The 15,589-nt window shown below is 69.3% G+C and carries 14 protein-coding genes and 1 tRNA gene; 13 read left to right on the top strand and 2 right to left on the bottom strand.

The genetic code is table 11. The annotated features are described in order from the left end of the window. Positions 1–65: 65 nt before the first annotated feature. Positions 66–425, bottom strand: a complete 360-nt coding sequence (locus DY245_RS03760; protein WP_128503440.1) for a hypothetical protein — start codon at positions 423–425, stop codon at positions 66–68. 669 nt (positions 426–1,094) lie between these two features. Between DY245_RS03760 and DY245_RS03755 the strand changes: the two genes are divergently transcribed. The 6 genes from DY245_RS03755 (at position 1,095) to DY245_RS45740 (ending at position 5,226) form a co-directional block, all read left to right on the top strand. Next, the gene (locus DY245_RS03755; protein WP_128503438.1) at positions 1,095–1,478 is read left to right on the top strand and encodes a nuclear transport factor 2 family protein; all 384 of its coding nucleotides are present in this window, start codon (positions 1,095–1,097) and stop codon (positions 1,476–1,478) included. 411 nt (positions 1,479–1,889) lie between these two features. Further along, positions 1,890–3,176, top strand: a complete 1,287-nt coding sequence (locus DY245_RS03750; RefSeq protein ID WP_128503436.1) for a cytochrome P450 — start codon at positions 1,890–1,892, stop codon at positions 3,174–3,176. Between the two features lie 177 nt (positions 3,177–3,353). After that, on the top strand, positions 3,354–3,521 hold the full coding sequence (locus DY245_RS44100; protein ID WP_181923507.1) for a hypothetical protein: 168 nt from the start codon (positions 3,354–3,356) through the stop codon (positions 3,519–3,521). Beyond that, positions 3,518–3,781, top strand: coding sequence for an SWIM zinc finger family protein (locus DY245_RS45750; RefSeq protein ID WP_244942812.1), 264 nt, complete (start codon positions 3,518–3,520; stop codon positions 3,779–3,781). Before DY245_RS44100 ends, DY245_RS45750 begins: the two co-directional genes overlap by 4 nt. Before the next feature lie 393 nt (positions 3,782–4,174). Next, the gene (locus DY245_RS45745; RefSeq protein ID WP_244942811.1) at positions 4,175–4,402 is read left to right on the top strand and encodes a hypothetical protein; all 228 of its coding nucleotides are present in this window, start codon (positions 4,175–4,177) and stop codon (positions 4,400–4,402) included. 56 nt (positions 4,403–4,458) lie between these two features. Further along, on the top strand, positions 4,459–5,226 hold the full coding sequence (locus DY245_RS45740) for a hypothetical protein (protein ID WP_244942810.1): 768 nt from the start codon (positions 4,459–4,461) through the stop codon (positions 5,224–5,226). Positions 5,227–5,454: 228 nt separating this feature from the next. On the opposite strand, the gene DY245_RS03740 is transcribed toward DY245_RS45740, so the two are convergent. Beyond that, positions 5,455–5,526: transfer RNA gene (locus DY245_RS03740), tRNA-Arg, on the bottom strand. Between the two features lie 241 nt (positions 5,527–5,767). On the opposite strand from DY245_RS03740, the gene DY245_RS48105 reads away from it, so the two are divergent. From DY245_RS48105 to rho, 7 genes are all read left to right on the top strand, one after another. Continuing rightward, the gene (locus tag DY245_RS48105; protein ID WP_425329339.1) at positions 5,768–6,412 is read left to right on the top strand and encodes a response regulator; all 645 of its coding nucleotides are present in this window, start codon (positions 5,768–5,770) and stop codon (positions 6,410–6,412) included. A gap of 130 nt (positions 6,413–6,542) precedes the next feature. Beyond that, entirely contained in the window at positions 6,543–7,637 is a 1,095-nt protein-coding gene (gene nrtL / locus DY245_RS03725) for an ArgS-related anticodon-binding protein NrtL (RefSeq protein WP_128503434.1), read from the top strand. Positions 7,638–7,663: 26 nt separating this feature from the next. Further along, positions 7,664–9,055, top strand: coding sequence for a diaminopimelate decarboxylase (lysA, locus tag DY245_RS03720; RefSeq protein ID WP_128503431.1), 1,392 nt, complete (start codon positions 7,664–7,666; stop codon positions 9,053–9,055). 135 nt (positions 9,056–9,190) lie between these two features. After that, positions 9,191–10,483 carry a homoserine dehydrogenase gene (locus DY245_RS03715; protein ID WP_128503429.1) on the top strand — a complete coding sequence of 431 codons (1,293 nt, stop codon included), beginning with the start codon at positions 9,191–9,193 and terminating at the stop codon, positions 10,481–10,483. Between the two features lie 8 nt (positions 10,484–10,491). Next, the gene (gene thrC / locus DY245_RS03710; protein ID WP_128503426.1) at positions 10,492–11,568 is read left to right on the top strand and encodes a threonine synthase; all 1,077 of its coding nucleotides are present in this window, start codon (positions 10,492–10,494) and stop codon (positions 11,566–11,568) included. 341 nt (positions 11,569–11,909) lie between these two features. Next, complete coding sequence (thrB, locus tag DY245_RS03705) at positions 11,910–12,827, top strand: homoserine kinase (RefSeq protein ID WP_128503424.1); 918 nt, start codon at positions 11,910–11,912, stop codon at positions 12,825–12,827. Positions 12,828–13,200: 373 nt separating this feature from the next. Further along, positions 13,201–15,252 carry a transcription termination factor Rho gene (gene rho / locus DY245_RS03700; RefSeq protein ID WP_128503421.1) on the top strand — a complete coding sequence of 684 codons (2,052 nt, stop codon included), beginning with the start codon at positions 13,201–13,203 and terminating at the stop codon, positions 15,250–15,252. Positions 15,253–15,589: the final 337 nt, after the last annotated feature.

Here is a 15,589-nt window from a genome sequence, read left to right as displayed (position 1 = left end):
TGTCGGATACGACGTTCGTGGCGTACCCGCTCTCCTCGGAGCGCGCCGGGCGCCGGTGAGGAGCCTCAGCACCATTGGGGATCCTCCCCGTCGTTCACGATGTCGCGCATGGAGGACCAGGCGTACGAGGCATCGCTGAGCCTGTACCAGACCGGGTTGCCCCTGACGCGCTGCCCGTTGAGCTGGCAGGTGATGCCCACGACCGCCCCGTACTCCTTCGAACCGACCGCGCTGTAGTCGGTGCTCGGCCCCGTACGCACCACCAGGCCCGACCTGGCGACGACCCGGCCCTCGTACCGGGCGCGGACCTCGCCTTCGCCCTCATCGTCGTCGGCCGCCACCGCCGGGCCGGCCACCACGGCGCCGGCCAACGCACCGGAAACGACACACAGGCCAAACTTGCCGGACTTCGATTTCGGAAACATGCGCTTCCTCCTGCGAAGGGGAGAGCCCTAGGGGAGTCCCTGCGGGGTGAATCGAGTGGAGTCGCGGGTGATCGAACAAAGTCGCCGGGCGTCGCTTGACGGACGGGTCGGGGCCTGGTGCCCCGCCGGCGCGGTGCCTGTTGCACCCTTCCCCGGCTGCGAGTGCGGCCTCCGGCTTCCCTCTGCCATGCGCACCGCTGTCTCGCGTCGCGTCACGCCGCCTACCTCGCTCTCTTCTCACGCTAGAGAGGCCCCGGAGGGTCCGCAACTCATCACATTCCGTGACGAAGCCCTCCGGTCGCCGAGCCCCGGCAATCCGCCCCGGGGCGCCACAGTCCACCGACAGCACCGCGCAGCCCCCAACTCGCCTCCTTCGGTGCCCCTTTTGCCCCCCGATCAAGCCCCCCGATCAAGCCCCCCGATCAAGCCCCCCGATCAATCCCCCCGACCAGCCCCCCAACCAAGCACCCGAAGACCCCGCCGCCCCGGTCACCCTCACCGCCTCGCCATCGCACCGTGCGGTGACCCGAACACCCACCCGCACACACCATCGGGCGACCCCCGCAGCCCACTCACCGGCATCGCACCGCTCCGCAACCCGCCACTCGTTCCGTTCGCCACAAACGGAACGAGTCACCCCGTTCCCCGGAATGCGCTTTGCTGCTCCTCATGCCGACCGAAGAAATCCCCGCCGCCCAGGCGGACCTGCTCCACCGCATGTACGAGATCTTCAACACTCAGGACGTCGACGACCTCACCCGAGCCGAATTCCACCCGGACGTCGACTGGCCGAACGTCCTGGAAGGCAAGCGGATCCACGGCGTCGACGGCGTGCTGGCCTACTGGAAGCGCCAGTTCGCCGTCGCGCATCCCCTCGTACGCATCGAGGGAATGGCCGCGGAGCAGGACGGCCGCATCGCCGTCCACGTACGCCAGGGCCTGCGGGACGCGAACGGCGACCACTGGTCCGACGGAACCATCGACCACGTCTACACCTTCCGCGACGGCAAGGTGGCGCACATGGAGGTACGCGAAGGCACCGGCCCCGCATAGCGGCAGGCGCCTCCATCGAGGGGCGCGCGGCCGAAGGTGTACCCGACGAGAGCCCCGCTCGCCGAGAGGCTCACCCGACGAGAGGCCGCCCCCCGATCTGGCATGCCTAAGGGAAGAATCAGGGACTACCCGGGGGCGACCCAGGGTTGTTCCGGGTTGTTCCGTGAACGCGCCCAATGGCAGTTTGTAAACTCTTCCAGACCGAATAGAAGAAGGCCGAGCTCGTCACGCTGATGCGGACGACCGAGACACCGGTCGATGGCATGGACCTGCGCCATGACCACCGTGAGCGAGGGGCTATGGCGTACGTCACACCCGTGCACGCCGAGGGGAGGTCCCGCGCTGTCCCGGCTCCCTTGGGGCGCCGAGCGCGGGTGACCGTCCCCCTCGACGAAAGGCAGTATTAGCGTCATGACGACTCTCCGTTCCCGGATCATCGCCTGGGCCGGCCGTATGTATCTGGCGAGAACACAGAAGAAAGGCTTCGACCTGTCTCGAATGTCTTTCTTGCCCGAGTCCGTCCTGATGCCATTGCGGCGCGATGGACTCAACCCTGTGGGCGATTTGGCAGCCGTCCGGGAGCGGGAGCCCATCAGCAAGCTTCCCGTACCGATAGCCGCCAACGTCTGGCTGGTGACCGGCTACGACGAGATCAAGGCGGTGCTCGGAAAGGCCAATGCCTTCAGTTCGGACTTCACCAACCTCGTCGGCAAGGCCGGCGCCGGTGCCGAACAGAATCCCGGCGGCCTCGGATTCGCCGACCCGCCCGTACACACCCGTCTCCGCCGGCTCCTGACGCCTGAATTCACCATGCGCCGTCTCGGCCGGCTCACCCCTCGCATCCACGAGATCGTCGAGGAACGCCTCGACGCCATGGAGCAGGCGGGAAAGAACGGCGACCCGGTCGACATAGTCCACTCCTTCGCCCTCCCCATCCCGTCCCTCGTTATCTGCGAACTCCTCGGAGTCCCCTACGAGGACCGCGCCGACTTCGAGCGCCTCAGCGCCGCCCGCTTCGACCTTTTCAGCGGCGCAAACGCCTCCTTCGGTGCCATATCCGAATCCCTCTCCTATTTCCGGGACATCGTCAAGAAGCAGCGCGAAAACCCCGGCGACGGCCTGCTCGGCATGATCGTGAAGGAACACGGCGACTCGGTCAGCGACGAAGAACTCGCGGGCCTTGCCGACGGCGTCCTCACCGGCGGCTTCGAAACCACCGCCAGCATGCTGGCGCTCGGCGCCCTGGTCCTCCTCCAGGACCCCAAGCACTTCGCGGCCCTCAACGACGGCGATGACGTCGTCGACCGCTACGTCGAGGAACTCCTCCGCTACTTGACCGTCGTACAGGTCGCTTTCCCGCGCTTCGCCCGCGAGGACCTGGAAATCGGTGGCGTCCAGATCGCCTCCGGAGATGTGGTGCTGTGCTCACTGAGCGGTGCGGACCGGGACGGCAAACTGGGCCCGGACATGGAACAGTTCGACCCCTCGCGCAATGTCCCGTCCCACCTCGCCTTCGGCTACGGAATCCACCGCTGCGTCGGCGCCGAACTGGCCCGCATGGAACTCCGCGCCGCCTACCCCGCCCTGGTACGCCGCTTCCCCCACATGCGCCTGGCGGCCAAACCGGAGGACCTCGAATTCCGCAAACTCTCCATCGTCTACGGAATCGAATCCCTCCCGGTCCGCCTCGACGGCTGACCCCGAGGTCCATCGTCCCCGTCCGACCATGACCGGGCACTTGGCATCTGAGCCGAGTGCCCGGTTTTGGTATCTGAAGCACGCCGGAAACGCGGAGGGTGTTCCGGCTTTCCCTGACCGCGGCATGCAGGTGCGAGATCATGGCCGTCAGCGGCACAACGCCGGGCGGGGACGCGTGTGCACGCGCAGGAGACCACGTTCAGCAAACTCGTCCAGGGCGAGAAGCAGTTCCAGGTTCCGCTGTACCGGCGCACTTACAGTCGGCAGCGCGAAGAGCTTCAGGCCAGGGACGGCCGGGACACCGCGTACGAGAAGGAAATCCGGGAAGACAGGGCCCGATCATGAGCACTCGATCCCCGCGCCCTGATGCCATGGGTCCGCCCTTCACCGAAGAGGACCTCTCCCGCCTGGCGGGAGCACGCTCCTTCGCACGCGGCCAGAACTACCTCTCCCACGTGGCGGAACTCTCCGCCGCCGAAGACCGGATCACCGCCACCGTGTACGGCTCCGAGCCCTACCACGTCGTCCTGCTCCTGGCCGGCCCCCGCCTCACCGGCTCCTGTGACTGCCCCTACGGCCAGGACGGACACTTCTGCAAGCATTGAGTCGCCGTCGGGCTCACCGCTCTCGACCGGCGGGACGACCTCCCGCGGCTGCGCGCCGAGACGACCCGGCGGGCGCAGACCCTGGACGGCTGGCTGGACTCCCTCGACCGTGACCAACTGAGGGAACTGCTGAGGGAACAACTTGCCAGGGACGACGAGTTCCACCGCCGCCTGGAACTGCGCGCCGCCGCGGCCGGCTCCGACACCCTCGCCGTACGCGCCCACATCCTCCGCCTGCTCGACACCCGCCCCTTCGAGCAGTACGGCGTCGTCGACCGACGCGCCGCCGCCGGGTACGCGGCACAGCTCACCGAGGCGGCAGCCGCCATCCGCGCCCTCGCTGCGACCGAGCAGGATGCCGAGGCGGTCACACTGGCCGAAACCGCCATCAAAGTGATCGGCGAGGCCGTCGAGCGGATCGACGACTCGGACGGCGAACTCTCCGACGCCGCCCAGGACATGGCGCAGGCACACCTGGAGGCCTGCCGCCTCCTCCTCCCCGATCCGGCCGTACCGCCGAGTGGCTCGCCGCCCACCTCCTCGGCGACTGGAGCCACCTGCCGGAACTCGACCCCACCGCATACCGGGAAATTCTCGGCGAGCCCGGCCGGGCGGAGCTGAGGCGCCTGGCACACGAAGCCCACCGCGGCCATCCCTCGGGCTGGACCGAGCGCTATGTGCTGGAGTCCGTGCTCAAGGCCGACGGCAGGGTGGACGAGCTGGTGACCGCCCTCTCCACCGACCTTGAGCCGGACGGCTCCACGCACCTGGCCATCGTCCTCGAACTGGACCGGGCGGGCCGCCGCGACGAGGCCATGACATGGGCCGAACGCGGCCTGTCCGACACCGAAACGGCCCCGCCACGCGACCGGCGCCTCGTCGAATTTCTGGCACACCGCTACGAGGAGGCGGGCCGCCTCACCGACCTGGTACGCCTACGCCGCGACGACGTTCGCCACCACGGCACACTCGGCACGTACCGCAGCCTGCGGACCGCCTGCCGGACCGCCCACTGCTGGTCCGCCGAACGCCCTCGCGCCCTGGCTCTCCTGCGCGCCGACGCCACCGGGGAACACACCGGCCGCCGCCCCCACACCGGCCCGGTCCTGATCGAGGCGCTGCTCGACGACGGCGACGCCGAAACCGCCTGGGAAACGGCACCGAGCGTTCCGACCACCCTCGCTCAATGGGTGCGCCTGGCCGACGCCGTACGCGAGCAACACCCCGCCGACGCCCTGCCCGTCTACCTGCGTGCCCTCACCCCGCTGAAGCAGCAGACCGGCCATCCCGCCTACGAACGCATGACAGAACTCCTGCTCTCGGCCCGCGCCTGCCATCGAGCCCTGGGCACGGAGGCCGAGTTCACGCGGTACCTCGCAGACCTGCGCGCCGACCAGAAACGCAAGCGCAACCTGATGCGGAGACTCGACGAACACGGCCTGTGAGCGGGCGCACCCCTCGGTCCGGCTTCCTCCGCCGGACCGGACGGCCCGGAGCGGAGCCGATCGTCCTGCGTCCGATGTCCGCGGCCCGGAAACCGACGGATTCTCGGAGGGAGAGTGACGGGATGCCGATCCTTATGCGCGTGAAGCGCAACCGCCGAAGACGAATATGAAAAGGACCCTCTCCCAGTGTTCACTGGATGGAGGGTCCTTCAGGCACTTCCTGCGAAGTGCCCCCGGCAGGATTCGAACCTGCGCACACGGCTCCGGAGGCCGTTGCTCTATCCCCTGAGCTACGGGGGCGTTGTCACCGTTTTGTGCGGCGACGGGTAGAACACTACCAGCTCTGATGGGGTGTTCATGAACAGGTTTCGGGGGAGGCGGGGAAGGGGTGGGGAGAGTCCTTAGCGCATGGCGTGGGTGTGTCGGCGGCGGTCGGGGAAAGGTCCCCCGCATGGGGGCGGAAGTGGGGAAAACCGGGACGCAGTCGCAGGTGGAGCCCTAGTCTCATGGTGTGCCTGGCTTGTCCGGTCGGATCCTTGTTGTGGACGACAACAAGGTGATCCGGCAGTTGATCAGGGTCAATCTCGAGCTGGAGGGCTTCGAGGTCGTGACCGCGGCTGATGGTGCCGAATGTCTGGATGTCGTGCACCACGTGAGACCTGATGTCGTGACCCTTGATGTCGTGATGCCGAGGCTCAACGGTCTGCACACCGCGGCACGGTTGCGTTCCGATCCGCGGACGTGGGACATCCCGATCGCCATCGTCAGCGCCTGCAGCCAGGGCGATATGGACAACGGTGAGTCGGTGGGCGTGGACGCCTTTCTTGCGAAGCCCTTCGAGCCGACCGAGCTGGTGCGGACCGTGGGGAAGCTGGTGCGCGAGGGCCGGCAGCGGGAGCGTGGGCCCGAGGGTGGGGCCGGGGCCGGGGCCGGGGAAGAGAGCGGGGGAGGGGGCGGCGAGGAGGGGGAGCGGAGTAGCGGGGAGGAGTGCGTTGCTTCGTCCGGCGTGGGCATGGCGACCGGTGAGGCTGCCGTGTCCGATGGGGTCATGGACTCCGATGGGGTCATGGCGGCCGGTGGGGCTGTCGCGTCCGGTGGGAGTCCGGCGGCCGGTGCGGCCGGTGGAGTGGGGATGGTGGACGCGGGTGGGGAATCCGGGGCGTCCGTGGCCCGGCCCGGGGGATGAGTAAGGCGATGAGGAAGGGGGCGCGGCGCCGGAGGGTGAGCCCTGGAGGCCGTGCTGAAGTGGCGCGCGGAGTGTCCATAGGGCGAAACCGGGTCGCATGTCCACCCCTGTTCTCCCATACGCTTGTCCCGTGACCCCCGCTGAGCTCTCCCGTACCGTCCTGCGCTCCGTGCGTGGTGCCGTTGAGGAGCAGGAGCTCTCCGTGCCTGTGCCGGCGCGGATCGTGGTGCAGCCGCCGCCGCGGCCCGGGTGTGGGGACTACGCCTCCAATGTCGCGCTGCAGCTCGCCCAGCAGGCGGGGCGGCCGGCCCGGGAGGTCGCCGAGATTCTGCGGAAGCGGCTGGTCGGGAGCGCCGGGATCGCCCGCGTCGAGATCGCCGGGCCGGGGTTCTTGAATTTCACGCTCGGGGACGGGGCGCAGGTCGCGCTGGTACGGGATGTGCTGGCGCGGGGTGCCGCTTATGGAGAGCGTGGCGCCGGTGGCCGTGGGGAAGTGCCGGGTCCCTCGCCGGTCCGAACGTCCGCCCGCGAACCGGTCCGTGAACCGGTCCGTGTACCGGTCCGTGTGCCGTCTCTCGATGGTGCGCGAGGGCTGGCCGTGGCCGAGGCGTTGGGGCGGATTCGGGTGGCTGCGGGGGAGTGCCTGCCGGACGTGGCCGGTGCAGTCGGTGCTGTCGGCGACGATGCGTATGTCGTCGATGAGCGGGCTGCCGATGAGCTGGCCGTCCTCACCGCCCGCCTCGGGGCCGACGAAGCGCGCTGGGTTCTGCTGCGGCCCGCCGCGCATGATCCGGTGCGGGTGCCCGAGCGGCCCGTGCAGCGGGAGAGCAATCCGCGGTTTCGGGTGCAGTACGCATACGCGAGGGTGCGGGCGCTCGTGCGCAACGCGGCCGAGCTGGGGTTCGAGGGCCGGCCGGGGGATGTGGGGCAGGCGCTCGGCGGGTCCGCGGCGCAGTCGCTCCAGGTCCTGCTCACCCTCCTTGCCACCTACCCCTCCGACATCGAAGTCGCCGCGCGGCTGCGGGCGCCGGACCGGGTGGTGCGGCATCTGGAGGCGACGGCGGACGCGTTCTTCCGGTGGCATGACGACTTTCCGCCGTTGCCCGTCGGGGAGCAGAAACCCTTGGCCGTGCACCGTGCCCGGCTGGCCCTTGCCGAGGCCAGTGGGACGGTGCTCGCCAACGGCCTGCGTCTGCTCGGCATCTCCGCTCCTGAATACCTCTGAATGATCTTGAGGGGATCCTCACTGCTATGAGTCGTTCCGCGCATCCCGCAGGGCCCCGGCACGCTGACGTATTGCCCGAGGGGCACTACGCCGGGCCGCCTGCCGATCTCAACACCCTTGACCCGCGCGTCTGGTCCCGTACGGTCCGGCGCAATGCCGATGGTGTGCTCACCGTCGGCGGGCTCGATGTCGCCGCGCTTGCCGAGGAATTCGGGACGCCGGCGTATTTCCTGGACGAGGACGATTTCCGGGCGCGCTGCCGGGCCTGGAAGGACGCCTTCGGGCCGGGAGCCGATGTGTTCTACGCCGGGAAGGCGTTCTTGTCCCGGGCCATCGTGCGATGGCTGGACGAAGAGGGGCTGAACCTCGACGTCTGTTCCGGAGGCGAGCTGGCCACGGCGCTTGCGGCGGGGATGCCGGCCGAGCGGATCGCGCTGCACGGCAACAACAAGAGCGCCGAGGAAATCACCCGGGCCGTGGAGGCCGGGGTGGGCCGGATCGTGCTGGATTCGTTCCAGGAGATTGTGCGCGTCGCGCATATCGCGGAGCGGCTGGGAAAGCGGCAGCGGGTCCAGATCCGGGTCACGGTCGGTGTCGAGGCGCATACGCATGAATTCATCGCGACCGCACACGAGGACCAGAAGTTCGGAATTGCGCTGGCCGGTGGACAGGCGGCCGAGGCCGTACGCCGTGCGCTGAAGCTGGACGGTCTTGAGCTCATCGGGATTCACAGCCATATCGGGTCGCAGATTTTCGATATGGCGGGCTTCGAGGTTTCCGCGCGCCGTGTGGTGCAGCTGCTGACCGAAGTGCGCGACGAGCACGGTATCGAGCTGCCCGAGATCGACCTCGGAGGCGGGCTCGGTATCGCGTACACCTCGGACGACGATCCGCGCGAGCCGCACGAGATCGCCAAGGCGCTGGGCGACATCGTCAGCCGGGAGTGCGCGGCGGCCGGGCTGAGCGTGCCGCGGCTCTCGGTCGAGCCGGGGCGGGCGATCGTGGGCCCCACCGCCTTCACGCTCTACGAGGTCGGCACCGTCAAGGAGCTGGAAGGGCTGCGGACATATGTGTCCGTCGACGGGGGGATGTCGGACAACATCCGGACGGCGCTCTACGACGCGGAGTACAGCGTGGCGCTGGTATCGCGGACCTCGGACGCGGAGCCGATGCTGTCGCGGGTGGTCGGCAAGCACTGCGAGAGCGGGGACATCGTCGTGCGGGACGCGTTCCTGCCGGCGGATGTCGCGCCCGGCGATCTGCTCGCGGTGCCGGCCACCGGTGCGTACTGCCGGTCCATGGCGAGCAACTACAACCATGCGCTGCGGCCGCCGGTCGTGGCCGTCAAGAACGGCGAGGCGAGGGTGATCATCCGGCGGGAGACGGAGGAAGATCTCCTGCGGTTGGATGTCGGGTAGGGCCGGATCGCCGGGGCCCGGCCCCGGATGAAATAAATGTCTCGGCATCCGGACGACGGACGGAAACTGCCGTCCGGTGCGTGAGACTGGTGCACTAGCAAGCTGAATCGCTGATCGATGAGAAGCAGAGGTCGAATGATGCGTACGCGTCCGCTGAAGGTGGCGCTCCTGGGCTGTGGTGTCGTCGGCTCAGAGGTGGCGCGCATCATGACGACGCACGCCGACGACCTCGCCGCCCGCATCGGTGCGCCCGTGGAGCTCGCCGGGATCGCCGTCCGCCGCCCCGACAGGGTGCGCGAAGGTGTCCCGGCCGAGCTGGTCACCACCGATGCGACCGCGCTCGTCAAACGCGGCGACATTGATGTCGTGATCGAGGTCATCGGCGGTATCGAGCCGGCCCGTGGGCTGATCACCACCGCTTTCGAGCACGGCGCGAGCGTGGTTTCGGCCAACAAGGCGCTGGTTGCCGCGGACGGCGCGGCGCTGCATGCGGCGGCCGAGGCCAATGGCGCGGACCTCTACTACGAGGCCGCCGTCGCGGGTGCGATCCCGCTGGTGCGGCCGCTGCGCGAGTCGCTGGCCGGCGACAAGGTCAACCGGGTGCTCGGCATCGTCAACGGCACGACCAACTTCATCCTCGACAAGATGGACTCCACCGGGGCCGGCTACAGCGAGGCGCTGGACGAGGCGACCGCGCTCGGATACGCCGAGGCCGACCCGACCGCCGATGTCGAGGGCTTCGACGCCGCCGCCAAGGCCGCGATCCTGGCCGGTATCGCCTTCCACACCCGCGTGACCATCGACGATGTGCACCGCGAGGGCCTCACAGAGGTCACCGCGGCCGATATGGCCTCCGCCAAGCGGATGGGCTGCACCGTCAAGCTGCTGGCCATCTGCGAGCGGGCCGCGGACGGGGCGTCCGTGACCGCGCGGGTGCACCCCGCGATGATCCCGCTGACACATCCGCTCGCCTCCGTCCGTGAGGCGTACAACGCGGTCTTCATCGAGGCCGACGCGGCCGGTCAGCTGATGTTCTACGGACCGGGCGCGGGCGGCTCGCCGACCGCCTCCGCGGTCCTCGGCGACCTGGTGGCGGTCTGCCGCAACAAGCTCGCCGGTGCCACCGGGCCGGGTGAATCCGCGTACACGGCCCTGCCCGTGAGCCCCATGGGCGAGGTCATCACGCGGTACCACATCAGTCTCGACGTGGCCGACAAGCCCGGCGTTCTCGCGCAGGTCGCGACGGTCTTCGCCGAACACGGGGTATCGATCGATACGGTCCGTCAGCAGGGCAAGGACGGCGAGGCATCCCTCGTCGTCGTCACCCACCGAGCGGCCGACGCGGCCCTGTCGTCGACCGTCGGGGCACTGCGCGAGCTGGACACCGTGCGCGGTGTCGCCAGCATCATGCGGGTCGAAGGGGAGTAAAGGAACCCATGTCTGCCAATTCCACCGCGAGCCGTCAGTGGCGCGGAATCATCGAGGAATACCGTGACCGGCTTCCGGTCAGCGACACGACCGAGGTCGTCACCCTCCGGGAGGGCGGCACTCCCCTCGTACCGGCCCAGGTGCTCTCCGAGCGCACAGGCTGCGAGGTACACCTCAAGGTCGAGGGTGCCAACCCCACCGGCTCCTTCAAGGACCGGGGCATGACGATGGCCATCACGCGCGCCAAGGAGGAGGGTGCCAAGGCCGTCATCTGCGCCTCCACCGGCAACACCTCCGCCTCGGCCGCCGCCTACGCGGTCCGCGCCGGCATGGTCTGCGCCGTGCTCGTCCCCCAGGGCAAGATCGCGCTCGGCAAGATGGGCCAGGCGCTGGTCCACGGCGCGAAGATCCTGCAGATCGACGGAAATTTCGACGACTGTCTGACGCTGGCCCGGGGACTGTCCGACAACTACCCGGTCGCACTTGTGAACTCCGTCAACCCGGTGCGTATCGAGGGCCAGAAGACCGCCGCCTTCGAAATCGTCGACATGCTCGACGACGCGCCCGACATCCATGTGCTGCCCGTCGGCAACGCCGGCAACATCACCGCGTACTGGCGCGGCTACAAGGAGTACGCCGCCGACGGCATCGCCACGCACACCCCGCGCATGTGGGGCTTCCAGGCCTCCGGCAGCGCGCCGATCGTGCGCGGCGAGGTCGTCAAGGACCCGCACACCATCGCCACCGCGATCCGCATCGGCAACCCCGCCTCGTGGAAGTTCGCGGAGCAGGCGCGGGACGAGTCCGGCGGCTTCATCGACGACGTGACCGACCGTCAAATCCTTGCTGCTTATCGCCTGTTGGCCGCGCAGGAGGGCGTCTTCGTGGAGCCCGCCTCGGCCGCTTCGGTGGCCGGTCTGCTCAAGGCCGCCGAGGAGGGCAAGGTCGACCCGGGCCAGCGCATCGTCTGCACGGTCACCGGCAACGGTCTCAAGGACCCGGACTGGGCGGTGGCCGGAGCGCCGCAGCCGGTCACGATCCCGATCGACGCGGACGCCGCGGCCGAGCGCCTCGGGCTCGCCTAGAGCGCGGCCGTACGGGCAGTGACCTGCGCGTACGGCATACGGTGACGGGGCGGTGAGCGCCCCGTCACCACTCGCACAGCAAATTGTGCAAAGGCTGCAAAGCCCCTGGAAGGCAGCGCCGGGGCACAGGAAGATGTGCGACACGCATCGTGCGCCTCCTGTGCGCCCTATGTCGCGACAGAACCTTCCTTCGATAGGCTGGCAGCCAACTCCCCTCCCCACGGCATAACGCAGTGGTGTTCAGGGCAGGTCAGAACAGACCCCAGGAGCCGGCCGGGCATTTCGGTGCCGCGGCGCTCCGGGGCAGTACCGCAGCATCAATCAAGGAGAGTCATCGAGCGATGGCCGGTCCCGCGTTCCGCGCCGCCGCCGTCCGGGTGCGCACCCCCGCTACCAGCGCCAATCTCGGTCCCGGCTTCGATGCCCTGGGTCTTTCCCTGGGCCTGTACGACGATGTCGTGGTGCGTGTCGCCGACTCCGGGCTGCACATCGACATCGCAGGTGAGGGTGCCGACACCTTGCCGCGTGACGAGAGCCACCTGCTCGTACGGTCGATGCGCACCGCCTTCGAGCTGCTCGGCGGACAGCCGCGCGGCCTGGAAATCGTCTGCGCCAACCGCATTCCGCACGGCCGCGGTCTGGGGTCCTCCTCGGCAGCCATCTGCGCCGGTATCGTCGCCGCCCGCGCCGTGACGATAGGCGGCGAGCAAAAGCTCGACGACGCCGCGCTGCTGGAGCTGGCCACCGAGATCGAGGGTCACCCCGACAATGTCGCCGCCTGTCTGCTGGGCGGCTTCACGCTCGCCTGGATGGACACCGGAACCGCGCGGGCGATCCGGATGGATCCCGCCGATTCCATCGTTCCGGTGGTCTTCGTGCCCGGGAAGCCGGTGCTGACCGAGACCGCCCGCGGACTGCTGCCGCGTACCGTCCCGCATGTGGACGCCGCGGCCAACGCCGGCCGCGCCGCACTGCTCGTCGAGGCCCTGACCAGGCGCCCCGAGCTGCTGCTCGCCGCGACCGAGGACCGACTTCACCAGGAGTACCGCGCCCCCGCGATGCCGGAGAGCGTGGCCCTGGTGAACCGACTGCGCGCGGACGGCGTCCCCGCAGTTGTGTCCGGTGCGGGCCCGACGGTGCTCGCGCTGGTCGAGGACGCGGCGGCCGAGAAGGTCGCGGCGCTGGCGGGAGAGGGGTGGGCGGCCAACCGGCTGACCCTCGATGCGGCAGGAGCCTGTGTGCTGCCGCTCGCCGGGTGATCACGCGGGTGATCGACGATTGCCGGTCTTGGAGAGGGGGAATGTTTGTTGGATCCGGTAGTGTTAACCTCAAGTCAGTACTCGACGCCTGAGTGGCGCGGTGCTTCGTGTCCCCCATCGGGACCACTTTCTTCCGGGAGCCTCCCAAACTGCTTGGAGCAATGGCCTGAGCAGTAGTGAGCACGCTCCGGAATCGGCGTGACGACATGGGCCACTGTGCATCTCTTCACGCCGGAGCCATGAACTGATTCTCTCCGCCACTTCCGGCGGGACCACCGCCCCGGCCCGGTCCACAAGACCAAGGACCCAGCCGGACAGCACAACCGGTCGCCGAGCCAGACAGGCCGACGCCCGCTCCAGGGAAGGACCCTTCGTGAGCGACACCACCGATCTGATGGGCGCGCGAACCGACGGCAGTGCCACCGCGCCCGCCACGGACGCTCCCGCCGCCACCACGCGGCGCCGCCGTTCCGGCACCGGCCTTGACGGCATGGTCCTGGCAGAGCTGCAGCAGGTCGCCTCCGGCCTCGGTATCAAGGGCACCGCGCGGATGCGCAAGAGCCAGCTGATCGAGGTCATCAAGGAGAGGCAGGCCGGGGGCTCGGGCTCCGCGGCCAAGGCCGACGCGCCCGCCGACACCGAGACCAAGCCCAAGCGCCGTACGACCTCCAAGGCCCGCACCGGCGAGGGCGGCACGGAGCCGGCCGCCGGCAAGTCCGACAAGGCCGCCAAGGCCGCGGACAAGGCCGGGGCCCAGCAGCAGATCGACATCCCGGGCCAGCCGGTCAGCGACGAGCAGCCGGCCGGCGAGCGCCGCCGGCGCCGCGCCACCGCCGCCGCGGGCAGCCCTGAGGCCGCCTCGGGCGACCTCAAGACCGAGACCAAGGCCGAGACGAGGACCGAGGTCAAGGCCGAGGCCAGGACCGAGACCGCGGTGTCCCCGCAGGAGACCGGCGAGGGCCGGCCCGCCAAGGGCGTCGAGCGTCAGGACCGTGGCGACCGCCAGGAGCGCGGGCCGAAGGGCGAGCGCGGGGAGCGCGGCGAGCGCGGCCAGCGTCAGCGCGACCGTGACCGCGGCGACCGCCGTAAGGGCGACGCGGGCGACGCCGGTCAGGGCGGCCAGGGCAGCCAGGGCGGCCAGCGTCAGCGCGACCGCCGGACCGAAGAGGACGACGACTTCGAGGGCGGCCGCCGTGGCCGTCGCGGCCGCTACCGCGACCGCCGGGGCCGTAGCCGTGGTGGCCGTGAGGAGTTCGGCAACGAGCCGCAGGTGTCCGAGGACGATGTGCTGATCCCGGTCGCGGGCATCCTCGACATCCTCGACAACTACGCGTTCATCCGGACCTCCGGCTACCTGCCCGGCCCGAACGATGTGTATGTCTCGCTCGCCCAGGTCCGTAAGAACGGTCTGCGCAAGGGTGACCACGTCACCGGCGCGGTCCGCCAGCCCAAGGACGGCGAGCGGCGCGAGAAGTTCAACGCGCTGGTCCGGCTCGACACGGTCAACAGCGTGGCGCCCGAACAGGGCCGCGGACGGCCGGAGTTCGGGAAGCTGACGCCCCTTTACCCGCAGGACCGACTGCGGCTGGAGGGCGAGGCCGGCGCGCTGACGACCCGGATCATCGATCTGGTCTCGCCGATCGGCAAGGGCCAGCGTGGTCTGATCGTGGCGCCGCCGAAGACCGGTAAGACCATGATCATGCAGGCGATCGCCAACGCGATCACCCGCAACAACCCCGAGTGCCACCTGATGGTCGTCCTGGTGGACGAGCGTCCCGAAGAGGTCACCGACATGCAGCGGTCGGTCAAGGGCGAGGTCATCTCCTCGACCTTCGACCGTCCGGCCGAGGACCACACCACCGTCGCCGAGCTCGCCATCGAGCGTGCCAAGCGCCTGGTGGAGCTGGGCCACGATGTCGTCGTCCTGCTGGACTCGATCACCCGTCTGGGCCGTGCGTACAACCTCGCCGCCCCGGCCTCGGGCCGCATCCTGTCCGGTGGTGTCGACTCGACCGCGCTCTACCCGCCGAAGAAGTTCTTCGGCGCCGCGCGCAACATCGAGGACGGCGGCTCGCTGACCATCCTGGCCACCGCGCTGGTCGAGACCGGCTCGCGGATGGACGAGGTGATCTTCGAGGAGTTCAAGGGCACCGGCAACATGGAGCTCAAGCTCGACCGCAAGCTCGCCGACAAGCGGATCTTCCCGGCGGTGGACGTGGACGCGTCCGGCACCCGTAAGGAAGAGATCCTGATGGGCAGCGACGAGCTGGCCGTCGTCTGGAAGCTGCGCCGGGTGCTGCACGCCCTGGACCAGCAGCAGGCGATCGAGCTGCTGCTGGACAAGATGAAGCAGACGAAGTCCAACGCGGAGTTCCTGCTGCAGATCCAGAAGACCACGCCGGGTATGGGCGGCAACAACGACTGACGCCCGTAGGGCGCTTCCTCGCGCCGTACACAAAGCCCCCCTCGCTCTTACGGGTGAGGGGGGCTTTGCGCTGGGGTGCCCCGTACGGTGCGGGCCACCGACGGGCGGGATGTGACCTGCGCCGCGCTCCAAGGGCTGAGCGGGCGGCCTGCCTGAGACCTTCCGCACAGATCGGGTGCAACCCGCACGGTTCCAGCCATGCCGGAAAACGGGACGAAAGCCCAGGTGGGACGGGCGACGCTCGCGCGCCCTCGTGGACCGCCGCGGAAATTTTCTAAGAAAGCACTCATGACTCGCTGTGCAACCCTTCCCGTCGACCTCCCGTCTGACAAGGAGC

The sequence above is a fragment of the Streptomyces inhibens genome, from assembly GCF_003389455.1.
Lineage (GTDB): Bacteria > Actinomycetota > Actinomycetes > Streptomycetales > Streptomycetaceae > Streptomyces > Streptomyces inhibens.
This window is presented reverse-complemented; position numbering and strand designations above follow the sequence as displayed.

Bases quoted from the DNA above. Each gene is read 5' to 3' on its own strand.
- DY245_RS45750 (WP_244942812.1), top strand. From the start codon at position 3,518: ATGAGCACTCGATCCCCGCGCCCTGATGCCATGGGTCCGCCCTTCACC.
- thrC (WP_128503426.1), top strand. From the start codon at position 10,492: ATGTCTGCCAATTCCACCGCGAGCCGTCAGTGGCGCGGAATCATCGAG.
- DY245_RS03760 (WP_128503440.1), bottom strand. From the start codon at position 425: ATGTTTCCGAAATCGAAGTCCGGCAAGTTTGGCCTGTGTGTCGTTTCC.
- lysA (WP_128503431.1), top strand. From the start codon at position 7,664: ATGAGTCGTTCCGCGCATCCCGCAGGGCCCCGGCACGCTGACGTATTG.
- DY245_RS03755 (WP_128503438.1), top strand. From the start codon at position 1,095: ATGCCGACCGAAGAAATCCCCGCCGCCCAGGCGGACCTGCTCCACCGC.
- DY245_RS03715 (WP_128503429.1), top strand. From the start codon at position 9,191: ATGATGCGTACGCGTCCGCTGAAGGTGGCGCTCCTGGGCTGTGGTGTC.
- DY245_RS03750 (WP_128503436.1), top strand. From the start codon at position 1,890: ATGACGACTCTCCGTTCCCGGATCATCGCCTGGGCCGGCCGTATGTAT.
- thrB (WP_128503424.1), top strand. From the start codon at position 11,910: ATGGCCGGTCCCGCGTTCCGCGCCGCCGCCGTCCGGGTGCGCACCCCC.